Origin of the sequence: Pseudomonas sp. NPDC087358, assembly GCF_044900785.1 — a bacterium.
In the GTDB taxonomy this organism is placed as follows: Bacteria; Pseudomonadota; Gammaproteobacteria; order Pseudomonadales; family Pseudomonadaceae; genus Aquipseudomonas.
In genome coordinates this window covers 233,027-244,894 of sequence record NZ_JBJDOA010000006.1, presented here as the reverse complement: position 1 = coordinate 244,894, position 11,868 = coordinate 233,027, and the positions used below count along the sequence as shown (strand labels likewise).

9 protein-coding genes are annotated in these 11,868 nt (G+C 61.4%); 5 read left to right on the top strand and 4 right to left on the bottom strand.

Translation table 11 applies throughout. The annotated features are described in order from the left end of the window. Positions 1 to 32 precede the first annotated feature (32 nt). Positions 33 to 1,067, bottom strand: a complete 1,035-nt coding sequence (gene motB / locus ACI2KS_RS16310; RefSeq protein WP_404621984.1) for a flagellar motor protein MotB — start codon at positions 1,065 to 1,067, stop codon at positions 33 to 35. A gap of 3 nt (positions 1,068 to 1,070) precedes the next feature. Next, positions 1,071 to 1,922 (bottom strand): flagellar motor stator protein MotA, encoded by an 852-nt coding sequence (gene motA, locus ACI2KS_RS16305; RefSeq protein ID WP_404621982.1) that lies wholly within the window; start codon positions 1,920 to 1,922, stop codon positions 1,071 to 1,073. A gap of 211 nt (positions 1,923 to 2,133) precedes the next feature. On the opposite strand from motA, the gene ACI2KS_RS16300 reads away from it, so the two are divergent. The 4 genes from ACI2KS_RS16300 to ACI2KS_RS16285 all read left to right on the top strand — a co-directional run bounded on the left by ACI2KS_RS16300 (position 2,134) and on the right by ACI2KS_RS16285 (position 7,523). Continuing rightward, positions 2,134 to 3,669, top strand: coding sequence for an HDOD domain-containing protein (locus ACI2KS_RS16300; RefSeq protein ID WP_404621980.1), 1,536 nt, complete (start codon positions 2,134 to 2,136; stop codon positions 3,667 to 3,669). 46 nt (positions 3,670 to 3,715) lie between these two features. Then, positions 3,716 to 4,531 (top strand): thiosulfate sulfurtransferase, encoded by an 816-nt coding sequence (gene rhdA / locus ACI2KS_RS16295; RefSeq protein ID WP_404621978.1) that lies wholly within the window; start codon positions 3,716 to 3,718, stop codon positions 4,529 to 4,531. 51 nt (positions 4,532 to 4,582) lie between these two features. Next, the gene (gene asd / locus ACI2KS_RS16290; protein ID WP_404622187.1) at positions 4,583 to 5,452 is read left to right on the top strand and encodes an archaetidylserine decarboxylase; all 870 of its coding nucleotides are present in this window, start codon (positions 4,583 to 4,585) and stop codon (positions 5,450 to 5,452) included. A gap of 283 nt (positions 5,453 to 5,735) precedes the next feature. Beyond that, positions 5,736 to 7,523 carry a molecular chaperone gene (locus tag ACI2KS_RS16285; protein WP_404621976.1) on the top strand — a complete coding sequence of 596 codons (1,788 nt, stop codon included), beginning with the start codon at positions 5,736 to 5,738 and terminating at the stop codon, positions 7,521 to 7,523. A gap of 119 nt (positions 7,524 to 7,642) precedes the next feature. Here the strand turns inward: ACI2KS_RS16285 and serB are convergent, their stop codons facing one another. Beyond that, entirely contained in the window at positions 7,643 to 8,860 is a 1,218-nt protein-coding gene (gene serB, locus ACI2KS_RS16280) for a phosphoserine phosphatase SerB (RefSeq protein WP_404621974.1), read from the bottom strand. Between the two features lie 130 nt (positions 8,861 to 8,990). On the opposite strand from serB, the gene ACI2KS_RS16275 reads away from it, so the two are divergent. After that, positions 8,991 to 10,520, top strand: a complete 1,530-nt coding sequence (locus tag ACI2KS_RS16275) for a histidine kinase (protein WP_404621972.1) — start codon at positions 8,991 to 8,993, stop codon at positions 10,518 to 10,520. Between the two features lie 547 nt (positions 10,521 to 11,067). On the opposite strand, the gene ACI2KS_RS16270 is transcribed toward ACI2KS_RS16275, so the two are convergent. Beyond that, positions 11,068 to 11,775: a membrane integrity-associated transporter subunit PqiC gene (locus ACI2KS_RS16270; protein ID WP_404621970.1), complete on the bottom strand. Its 708-nt coding sequence runs from the start codon at positions 11,773 to 11,775 to the stop codon at positions 11,068 to 11,070. Positions 11,776 to 11,868 lie beyond the last annotated feature (93 nt).

The window sequence follows — 11,868 nt, the reverse complement described above, 5'->3', positions numbered from 1 at the left end:
GATCATCGCGGCGTTTTTGTCAGAACCCGATATCAGTTCTTGGTCTCGTCGATCTTCAGTTGCCCTTGATCGAAGATGTTCAGCTTCTGCCGGATCTCGTGTGGCTGCGCATAAGCCTGCGGGTCAACCGCGGGTGCTGCGGTCGAGGCGCCCGGCTTGCCCGCCGGCGCGGTGGGTGATATCGGAGCGGACGGATCCGCCTTGGGTGCCTCGCCAGCGTTCTGGTCGCCTTCGATACGCGCCTGGGCCTTCTTGGTCAGCACCACGATGTCGATGCGGCGGTTGACCGGATTGTTCGGGTTTTCCTTGTCGTACAGCGAGGACGAGGCGTAGCCCACGACACGCGCCACCTGCGGATCAGGATACCCCCCGGCGAGCAGCGCACGACGTGCCGCGTTGGCGCGGTTGGCCGACAACTCCCAGTTACCGAAACCATTGTTGCCGACGTAAGGCGTTGCGTCTGTATGGCCGCTGATACTGACCTTGTTCGGCACCGCCTTGATGGTGTCGGCCATGGCCAGCAGGATGTCTTCGAAGTAAGGCTTCAGACGCGCGCTGCCGATGTCGAACATTGGCCGGTTCTCGGCATCCATAATCTGGATGCGCAAGCCGTCCTGAGTGATCTCGAACAGGATCTGGTCCTTGAACTTGGCCAGTTGCGGGTTCTCGTTGACCTTGTTCTGCAACTCCTGCAGCAGCATCTCCAGACGCTCCTGCTCGACCTGCTCGGCCGCCGCATCCTGTTTGTCGGCATCCACCGGCACCTTGTCTGGCGCGGGGGTGGATTTCACTTCAGGGTTGAGGGTCTGGTCAGGCGACATCTCCGGCGAGCCGCCCAGGTCGATGACGTACGGCGAGCCGCTGTCAGAGAAACCGACGGGGTCCTTGAAATAGCCGGCGATGGCGATCAACTGCTCAGGGGTGGCCGAAGACATCAGCCACAGCACCAGGAAGAACGCCATCATGGCCGTCGCGAAGTCGGCGAAAGCGATTTTCCAGGCGCCGCCGTGGTGCCCGCCACCATAGCGCTTGACGCGCTTGATTATGATTGGCTGATTATTTTCCATGGATCAACGACCGCGGACAGCTTGTTCCAGCTCGCTGAAGCTGGGGCGGTGCGCCGGATACAAGACCTTGCGACCGAACTCGACGGCCAGCGAAGGCGGCACGCCCGAGGCCGATGCCACCAGCGACGCCTTGATCGATTCGTAGACATTCATTTCTTCCTTGGCATCGTGTGCCAGGGAAGTGGCCAACGGGCCGAAGAAGCCGTACGCCGCGAGGATACCGAAGAAGGTACCGACCAGTGCCGCACCTACGTGCATGCCGATGGCCGCCTTGTCGCCCGAACCCAGGGACGCCATGGTGACCACGATACCCAGTACCGCCGCAACGATACCAAAGCCGGGCATGGCGTCCGCCACACCGGTCACCGCGTGGGATGGATGCTCAAGCTCTTCCTTCATGCTGAGCAATTCCATGTCGAACAGGCCTTCCAGCTCATGGGGAGCCATGTTGCCCGAGGACATGATGCGCAGGTAATCGCAGATGAACGCGATCATGCGGGTGTCTTTCAGCACGCCAGGGTACTTGGCGAAGATAGGGCTGTTTTCCGGCTCCTCGATATCGCCTTCGATGGCCATCATGCCTTCGCGACGACTCTTGTTGAGGATCTCGTACACCAGGCCCAGCACTTCGAGGTAATAGCCATGGGTGAACCGGGAGCTGAACATCTTCAAGGATTTCTTGATGACCAGCATGGTCATGTAGCCCGGGTTGGCCTGCAGAAAAGCACCCAGCGCCGCGCCGCCGATGATCATCACCTCGAAAGGCTGGATCAGGGCCGCGATCTGACCGTGGGAAAGTACGTATCCGCCGAGGACGCTCGCGAAAACGACGATGATGCCGATAATTTTTGCCATAGGTAGAAATACTTTACTGAGTCGGGTTCATGGTCATTGTGCGAGAAGCGTTCAAAACTCTTGTTCTACTTATCGGCATGAGTGCGCCAGACTATAGTCAAAACAGGCGAAAATCCTGTCTGGCGTCTGGCTCGGGTGCAGCAGCGCGAAGGCCGGCATGATGCCATCATTGGACGTCGATCTAAACCTCCCAGCCGTACGGGCCTTGTTAATGCCATCAGATAAAGCCTCATCGCTCCCCGTTCCGCAGACACTCGATCACTGGATCAAGCAGCTGGACGGCATTGCCCTGCCCGTGCCCGCCCTCGCCCATGCCAGAGTCAACGCAGCCCTCAATGACAGCCGCCGCTCGTTGCGCGAGATTGCCGACCTGATGCAGGACAGCCCTGCGCTGGTACTGAGCGTGCTGCGCGAAGCCAACGTTCACAGCAGCGGTCTGGCCGAGCCTGCCGAAAGCCTGGAGGTTGCGCTGAACAGACTGGGGCTGGCGCGCACCGCCACCCTGCTGGCACGCCTGCCCAGCGTCGAGCTGCAAAACATCCCGGTGGCGCTGCGCCAGCTGCAGCTGGTCAGCCAGCACGCCACGCAGCAGGCTTACGGCCTGTTCGCCAACCAACTGGCCAGGCTGTGGCAGGACATCCATCTGGGCAGCCTGCTGTTTCTCGCGCCGTTGTGGCCCATGGCGCTGGCGCACCCCAAGCTGCTGGAAGAATGGGAACTGCGGGTGATCCATAAGGGTGAATCGGCAAAGGTCGTGGAAAAAGCCCTGTTTGGCGTGCGCCTGGTGCACTTGTGTCAGGCCCTGGCGCAACACTGGCGGCTGCCGATCTGGGTGACTCAGGGCTATAGCTTGCTGATCGGTGAACAGCGCAATCTGGTAAAGGTGTTGCGCATCGCCCACGAAGAAGCCGACCCGATCAAGCAGCAGCAACACCTGGATGCTGACCTGCCGCTGCAGCGCTGGCTCAATCAGCCAGCCAACACCATTCTGCTGGCCAACGGCCTGGCGCTGTCGGCACAACAAGCCTGGGATACGCCGCACAACCTGCGCTGGCAATTACTGACCAGCCTTTACCTGCAACAGCCATTGATGGACCTGCAGCAACAGGTGCATCAGAACGCTGCCGCCAGTGCGCGCCAGCATGCAGCGCCCGGTGTCTGGCACCCGGCAGAAGCCTTGCTCTGGCCCTGGGATGCACGCCGAGTGCATAAAGGGCTGCTGCCAGCGCCACCCCCATCGGCCGAGGCATTACAGACCTGGCGTAAGTACTGCGGCGATCTGCTGAAGGAGCCGAGCCTGTTCACCAATGCCATGCACCTGACCACCTGCGCGCGTGATGCGCTGCTGGCCTGTGGCATGCAACGGGCGGTACTGCTGATGATCGATCGCAAGAGCGATAGCCTGCGGGTGCATCAGATTGCCGGTGTGGACAAATCCGCCGCCGCACTGCTCATTCCTTATAAAGACAGCACGGTGTTGCAGCGACTGTTGGCGCAAGCCACGCAACTGCGCCTGACGCCCGCCAACAATGCGCAGTTCTCGGCCTTGCTGCCCGCGCAGTTGCGCGGCCTGTTCAGCGGCGAGAACCTGCTGATCCGCTCGCTGGCCAGCAATGGTCGCGTGATCATGCTGGTGATCGCTGATCAGGGCGGCGGACCGTTCTCGGAAGTCAGCGTCCAGGCGTTCGGCAAAACCGGGCAATGCATCGAGAAAGCCCTGACTACCTTTAGCCATCGCAATGGCTGATGGCTGAGCTACAATTCGCCTCTTTTTCATGATCTGGAGACCTCACATGTCTGCCTTCTCAAGCTTGCCGCTGGTGATCGAGCCCGCAGACCTGCAGGCACGCCTCGGCGCTTCAGAACTGATTCTGGTCGACCTGACCAGCCCTGCCCGCTACCAGGCAGGGCATGTGCCCGGCGCGCGCTTTGTCGATCCAAAACGTACGCAACTGGGCCAGCCCCCCGCTCCGGGCCTGCTGCCAACCCAGGCGCAGCTCGAAGTGCTGTTCGGTGAACTGGGCCACAACCCGGATGCTGTCTACGTGGTGTATGACGATGAAGGCGGCGGCTGGGCCGGACGCTTCATCTGGCTGCTGGATGTCATCGGGCATTCGAACTACCACTATCTGGACGGTGGCTTGCTGTCCTGGCAGGCCGAAGGCCTTGCATTGTCCACCGAGGTTCCTGCGCCGGTCGGCGGCCCCGTGCCGTTGACCCTGCATGACGAACCCACCGCCACCCGCCAATACCTGCAAAGCCGTCTGGGCGCCAATGATCTGGCGATCTGGGACGCACGCGGCCCGACTGAGTATTCCGGTGAAAAGGTCGTTGCTGCCAAGGGTGGTCACATCCCTGGCGCGGTGAATTTCGAGTGGACCGCCGGCATGGATCAGGCGCGCAACCTGCGCATTCGCAAAGACATGCCGCAAATCCTCGAAAGCCTGGGCATCACGCCAGACAAAGAGGTCATCACCCACTGCCAGACCCACCATCGCTCCGGCTTCACTTATCTGGTTGCCAAGGCGCTGGGTTACCCGCGAGTCAAGGGCTATGCCGGCTCGTGGGGCGAATGGGGCAATCACCCGGATACACCCATCGAGAAATAACGGGCAGCCCCGGCGACGCCAACCTGCATTTCCCTCTTCAACGTTTTAGGAATCTTGATGAAACAGCGTCTGTTTATTCTTTTTCAATACCTGCTTCCCCACCACCTGCTGTCGCGTCTGGCCGGCTGCGTCGCCGAATGTCGGGTGCGCTGGTTCAAGAATGCGTTCACTCAGTGGTTCGTGCGCCGCTATCAAGTGGACATGTCCCAGGCGCTGGTGGAAGACGTCACCGCGTATCCACACTTCAATGACTTCTTCACTCGCGCTCTTAAACCTGGCGCACGTCCACTGGACGAGACGCCCGGCGCGGTTCTCTGTCCCGCCGATGGTGCCGTGAGCCAGCTGGGCCCGATCGACCACGGCCGGATTTTCCAGGCCAAGGGCCACAGCTACAGCGCGCTGGAACTGCTGGGCGGCGATGCGCGCCTGTCCGCTCCTTTCATGGGCGGCGAATTCGCCACCGTGTACCTGTCGCCCAAGGACTACCACCGCGTTCACATGCCGCTGGCCGGCACGTTGCGCGAGATGGTCTATGTGCCAGGCCGGCTGTTCTCGGTCAACCAGACCACCGCCGAAAACGTGCCTGAACTGTTTGCACGCAACGAACGCGTGGTCTGCCTGTTCGACACCGAGCGCGGCCCCATGGCTGTGGTGCTGGTCGGCGCGATGATCGTCGCCTCCATCGAGACGGTCTGGGCCGGTCTGGTCACCCCGCCAAAACGCGAGCTGAAGACCTTCAGCTACGACGAAGCCGCCCGCGCGCCCATTTATCTGGAAAAGGGCGCGGAGCTGGGCCGCTTCAAACTGGGTTCGACCGCCATCGTGCTTTTCGGGCCGAATCAAGTGAAGTGGGCCGAGCATCTGGTCGCAGCTTCCCCAGTGCGAATGGGCGAGCTACTGGCCATGTCGACACCGGCCTGATTCTTGCCTGACAAACTCTGAAACGTTTTTTTGGCGGTGACTATGACTGCGTTCAAAGTCCCGCCAGCAAGCGTCATGGCACGGAATCACCCGTGTCCGAGAGATGTCATTTTGATACTAAAGGCTGCGATTGCGGATCGATGCTGCTAGAGTCCGTCGTCGGTGTTGTAGGAAACTTCGCTATCAATTGACGTAAACTTGCTCATTTAGCCCGGCGTCTGCGCCACTGCACCGCAGTTTCACGCAGCCATCCGAGCCAGAGCTGTTGGAGTTTGCCTGTCACATGAGTAACTTGAGTCTTCCACTGTTGTTGCGCGCACCTGTGCCGACGCAGTCGAGCCTGTCGTTCTGTGACGCGACCCCGAAAGACTTGAAGCGCTGGATCTCCACCCTCCCCAAAGCCAACCTCGGTGAAATGGCCCGCCAGCTGTATCAAGGCCTGGGTGAACTCAACCAGTTGCTCACCCCCAGCGAAAACCGCATGCAACTCCTCGAGCTGCTGCGCCCCGAAGTATTTTTCGTATGCAAACACCTTGAGCGCCACTTCCTCAACCAGTCGGTTGTGCTGGAAGAACGCCCGCGCAAGGTGGCCAACCTGTGCCAGGCGCTGCAAAACCATCTGGCGATCGGCTACAAGCAGATCATCGCGCGGGTGGCTCCCAGGCTCAGCAGAGACCGTGCGCCGCTGTTGACGACCGCACTGCAACGCGCCCTGCACTGCCTCAATGGTCCACTGATCCGCGCCAACCAGCTCTACTGTCCGGTGCAGGACGGCCTCTGGCTGGAGCTGCATCAGATCTACCAGATCGCCCGCCAGCATCAGCTGCACAATGTGCCAGTGGCGGACGGTCAAGCTCACCACACCCGTACCCTGACGGTCGAACAGACGTATATCGTAGCCCTGCTGATGGGCTGCTCGCGCTGCAACCAGATGCGTCAGCACAACATCGGCAAACTGGCTGATGCACTGGACTCCTGGAGTTCGATGGTCACCCTGCAACAACCCCTCGACGAGGCCAGCCTGTATGCCGTGGCGCACGGCACCGACACAGCGCCGCGTTACACGTCGCTGTACGCCGAAGATCAGCGCGCCAATCTGCTGGGCATCAATCCACGGGCGCTGTCGGCGGCGCTGCAACGCTACATCGAACTGCCGATCGATCAGCGCGCGCAGTCGTACCTGCATGTACCTCCCGGCCTGTCCCTGGATGTGCTGCAGCACCTCGCTGCTGCCTGGGGCGACGTGTCGGAGCGAGCTTTTCAGCGCATGCCGGGGCAAGGCACGCTGACCGTCTGCGTGGGCATGAGCGCCTTGCACTATTTTGTCGGTGGTCAGAAATCCTTCAGCGATCAACTGCTGGTGCCGGCCATGACGGTGAGCAAGATCGCCGACTACACGCTGCAGCCGCTGGAGCCAGCCCGGCATGACCCTTGGGCGCAGGCGATGGACGTACAACGCAGCGGTTCATCGAGCACCATGCTGCCGTTCGAGGAAATCGAATATCAGCGTGACGAGTCCGATGGGGGCGCCTCGGCATCTGACGGGCAGAGAAGCTTTCCTACCTACCCGCTGCACATCGTCAATCACAGCCCGGGCGGTTACTGCCTGGCCTGGCCCAAAGAAGTCCCGGACCAACTGCAGGCCGGGGAGATGATCGGTATTCAGGATCACGGCCATGGCTGGAGCATTGCGGTGGTGCGCTGGGTACGTCAGGTGCGCAGCGGAGGTACGCAGATGGGCGTCGAGCTGATCGCCCCGTTCGCTCAGGCCTGCGGCCTGCAATTGCTGCGTGCCGAACACAGCAGCCAGTACCTGCGGGCGTTGCTGCTGCCGGAGGTGAGGGCGATCGATGTGCCGGCAACCCTGATCGCGCCTCGCCTGCCGTTCGAAGATGGCAGCAAGGTCATGATCAACACCAACGGTGATGAGCGGCGAGCCACCCTGAGCAATCGTCGCGCCACGACCGGCAGCTACAACCAGTTCGAATACCAGGTATTGGAAGGCCCGAAAGATCCCCTGCCCAATGCTGGCCCGGAGCAGGAGTTCGATTCGTTGTGGACGGTGCTGTAGCTCTGTAGGTGTGAGCTTGCTCGCGATAGTGGCGGGTCAGCGATGCGAGTGGCGACTGACACAGCCAATCGCGAACACGCTCGCGCCTACGGGTAATGCCCAGACCCTCCGAAGATCTGTTACGCGCCCCGCCCTTCCCGGTCCCTGAACCCCAACAGATAGAGAACTCCGTCCAGCCCCAGGGTCGAGATCGCCTGCTTGGCAGACTGCTTGACCAGTGGCTTGGCGCGGAATGCCACCCCCAGGCCTGCAATGGCAAGCATGGGCAAATCATTCGCGCCATCACCCACTGCGATGGTCTGCTCCAGGCTCAAACCTTCCCGGGCCGCCAGCTCGCGCAGCAGATCAGCCTTGCGCTGGGCGTCGACAATAGGCTCCACGGCATTGCCGGTGCACTTTCCATCCACCACTTCCAGCTCATTGGCGAAGATGTAGTCGATGCCCAGTTTTGCCTGCAACTGGCGAGCGAAGTAGGTGAAGCCGCCAGACAGGATCGCAGTCTTGTAACCCAGGCGCTTGAGTTCGGCGAACAGGGTCTCGGCGCCTTCGGTCAGGCGCAGCGACGCGCCGATTTCATCCAGCACCTTGATGTCCAGCCCCTTGAGCAGCGCCAGGCGCTCCTTGAAGCTTGCGCGAAAGTCCAGTTCACCGCGCATCGCCCGCTCGGTGATTTCCGACACACGATCGCCCACACCATGGGCCTTGGCCAGCTCGTCGATGACTTCGGCCTCGATGAGCGTGGAGTCCATGTCGAATACCGCCAGTCGACGATTGCGGCGGAACAGCGAGTCCTGCTGAAACGCGATATCGACGTTGAGTTCCTGCGCCACATGCAGAAACTCGGCCTGCATCTGCTGCGGGTCGGCCGGCTCACCGCGCACGGAGAACTCGATGCAGCCTTTGGCCTTGTCGGTTGGCGTGTCCAGCGGCATGCGCCCGGAAAGCCGGTCGATGCGATCGATATTCAGGCCATATCGGGCGGTAATGGCGCTTACGGTCTGCAACTGCTCGGCGGTGACTTTTCGGGTGAGCAACGTGACGATGTGCCGCGCCTTGCCCTGACCGTCCACCCAGTGCTGGTAATCGGCCTCGGAGACCGGAGTGAAACGGACCTGCTGATCCAGTTCATCAGCCTTGGACTGAAGATCCTTGAGCACCGAGGCGCCTTGTTCGGTATCGGGAATTTCAACCAGGATGCCGAACGACAGTGCGTCGTGAATCACCGCTTGACCAATATCCAGAATATTCACGCCACCTTGTGCCAGGACGCCGGTAATGGCCGAAGTCAGGCCCGGACGGTCGAGGCCGGTGATGTTTATCAGGACAATTTCGCGCAAGGCGCACCCCCGCAGTGGAAAAAAACCGCATTCTACTCACTTTCAGTGACCGCCGGGCACAGTGAGCGCTTTGCCGCTACTGGGTCGCTCGCTATACTGCGCGGCAACTTCTCCAAGAGAGCCGTGCTCAGTGAACCGGCCCACGCCAGTAAAAACCGATAATTTCTTCTTGCTGATCTTCCGGGCATTGCGTCATCGACGTGTTCCGATTGCTTTGCGTATCGCCAGCCACAACGTGATCCTCGTCGCGCTGGCTCTGGTGATCTACGCCTGCGTCATGGGTTTGCAGTTCAAGCAAGCCATGCACGAACAGGCCGACGCACTGGGGCAGGCCCTGACCACGCAAACCGCGACCTCCGCCACCGAGCTGCTGGTGTCCAACGACATCCTCAGTCTCAACGTGTTGCTGGGCAATCTGGTGAAGAACCCGCTGGTTGCCCACGCGGCTATCTACAGCGTCGATAATCGCATCCTCGCCGAAGCCGGCCAGCGCCCGAAAAACGGCCTGCTGGGGGAAGCCGAAGGCCTGTACGAGATCAAGGTCACCTTCCAGGACGTGGTCGCGGGCACCCTTCGCATCAGCCTGGACATGACTCAGTTCCAGCAGCCACTGACCATCAGCCTGCAAAGCATGGGCATTCTTGCCGGCATTCTGCTGGCGCTGGCGCTGGCCTTGAGCCTGCGTCTGGGCCGGCACATCTCCACGCCGATGCTGCAACTGCGCATGTGGCTGCGCTACATCGACCCGTACACCCCGGCGACCGACCGCCAGGACGAGATCGGCGACCTGGCCCGCCAGCTCAAGGCTTCGTATGCACCGCCTGAGCCCGAGCCGGAACCAATTCCAGAGCCTGTAGCCGTCGATGATGAAGACGAAACCTCGCCTGAATTCGATACCAGCGACCTGAGCGACCCTGACTTCGACGACGCCCCGAAACCCCGGGCCACGGCGATTCCGGCGCGACGTATCGTGGCCGAGGAAGATGAGGACGATGAGGACGATCCGTTCGCCGACCTTCGCGATCACTCGCCGGTCGCGCAGAAGCCGGCTCCGCGCCCTGCACTGCCAGTAGCACCTTCGCAACCGCAGTACAGCGCCGTGCTGGCAGTCCAGCTTGGCTCGCAGGAGCAACTGCGTCGCCTGCCCCGCACACGCCTGACCGAACTGCTGGAGCGCTACCGCGACTGCATCGATCAGGCGGCATCGCTGTACGACAGCGAACTGCACACCCTCAATGATGGTAGCTCGCTGATGGTGTTCAGCACCCAGGACAGCGGCGACGACTACCTGACCAACGCGATCTGCTGTGGTGAGCTGCTGCGCGCGTTGAGCCATGCCTTGCAGATCGAAGTCGCTGACAGCGGCATCACCCTGCAATTGCAACTGGGCCTGACCCTGGGTGAAGGCCTGCACGGCATGAACCAGATCGACCTGCTGCTGACCGAGACCGCTCAGGACGCCCTGGCCCTTTCGCAACACAGCCGCAACCTGCTGTTGGTGGAGCGCCGGATCAGCGAAGACCACACCATTCGCCAGCGCGCCCGCATTCGTCCGATCGCCAGCCCCGAAGGTGCCAGCTGTGTGGAGCGTCTGATGGAGCCGTATCCGTCAATGCTGGAGCGTCAACTGGCGCGCATGCACGAGGCGCGCAAGGCCTGATCTCCGACGCAAGCAAGTCGCACTCCCCACTGTGGGAGATTGTATGGTTTCAAACAAGCTCCTCAAGCAGCTTTGGACTATTGCGCCGCCTGCTTTTGATTCTGGCCGAAGGCCGTGGGAGCGGGCTTGCCTCTGGGCCGCATCCGGACGACCTGCCGGGCACCGGCAGTAGGATCAGGCGGCTCGGTAGGTCAGGTGCATAGCATTCACAGGGTTTGCTGGCGCTTCGCGCCAGATCGTCGGCAAGGTGGAGCGCCACCCCGGCGGACTCCCACGCCCTTCGGGCAGAAGCGGTCGACCTCTGACGGGCTGCGGGCAGAAGTGATCGGCATCTGTTGCGCCGCCGCTTTTGATTCCCATGCCCTTCGGCCAGAATCGCGATTTCCATACGCCCCCAATGCTGTAGCAGTCCGGCTTGCCGGCAGTGGCGCCTGATGGATCGCTACCGCCGGCCAAGCCGGACTGCTGCAGGGGGCACCGCTGCGACACAGACCATCAGCCACAAAAAAGCCCGCATCGCTGCGGGCTTTTTTGTTTTGCGCAAACCTTAGAAGCGGAACACTTCCAGATCAGTGCGGATCGGCGAGGCCATTGGAATCTTCGGCTTGTCCTGATCGGTACGGGTCTTGGCAGGCTGAGCGGCTTTCTTTGGCTCCTCGGCAACCAGGGGCTGACTGGCAACCGGTTTGACAGCCGCACTCAACTGATCGGCCAGACGCTGCAACAACACACCCTGAGCCTTGACCTGGGCTGCCGAGGTGCCTGCATGCGGTTCTTCCAGGTGAACCAGCTTGGTGTCACGCACAGTGCCGCGGCGATCGAGCAAACGCCACTGAGCGTCGAGAACGGCAGGCTGCTTCTCGCCTGAGTCCAGACGAGTGATCGACAGCACCACCTGCACATCCGGGCTGAAGTTGGCAGCGGCAGGCGCCATCACGACACGCTGGCTGTCGAGCTTCCAGGCCAGTTGACGCAACAGCAATTGATCGATGTCCGACGACAAACTACCCGCCCAACGACCGTCGGTGGCCGCAGTCAGGCTACCGTCGGGTTGACGCTGCAGTAATGTCTCCCGTTGCAGATAGTCGGCAATGGAAACCGGACCCAGCAAGACAGCCACGCCGGCACTTTGTTTCGGTTGCCCCGGATCGCCGCTGTCCAGTTGGTAGAGCGATGTAGGCTGATGAACGCTGCACCCGGCCAAACCCAGAACGCCGGTCAACAACAGAACAAAAGGAACGCGTAGAAAATTCATCATTCCGTCCAAGTGGCCGCCACACGGCGCGCCACGATGTCAAAGACTCAAGAAAACATGAAGGCACTAAGCCACGCCTGCACCTCAAGACGA

What these genes read in the sequence shown, in the direction of transcription:
- ACI2KS_RS16285 (WP_404621976.1), top strand. Translation starts at nt 5,736, where the DNA reads ATGAGTAACTTGAGTCTTCCACTGTTGTTGCGCGCACCTGTGCCGACG.
- motA (WP_404621982.1), bottom strand. Translation starts at nt 1,922, where the DNA reads ATGGCAAAAATTATCGGCATCATCGTCGTTTTCGCGAGCGTCCTCGGC.
- motB (WP_404621984.1), bottom strand. Translation starts at nt 1,067, where the DNA reads ATGGAAAATAATCAGCCAATCATAATCAAGCGCGTCAAGCGCTATGGT.
- ACI2KS_RS16270 (WP_404621970.1), bottom strand. Translation starts at nt 11,775, where the DNA reads ATGAATTTTCTACGCGTTCCTTTTGTTCTGTTGTTGACCGGCGTTCTG.
- ACI2KS_RS16300 (WP_404621980.1), top strand. Translation starts at nt 2,134, where the DNA reads ATGCCATCAGATAAAGCCTCATCGCTCCCCGTTCCGCAGACACTCGAT.
- rhdA (WP_404621978.1), top strand. Translation starts at nt 3,716, where the DNA reads ATGTCTGCCTTCTCAAGCTTGCCGCTGGTGATCGAGCCCGCAGACCTG.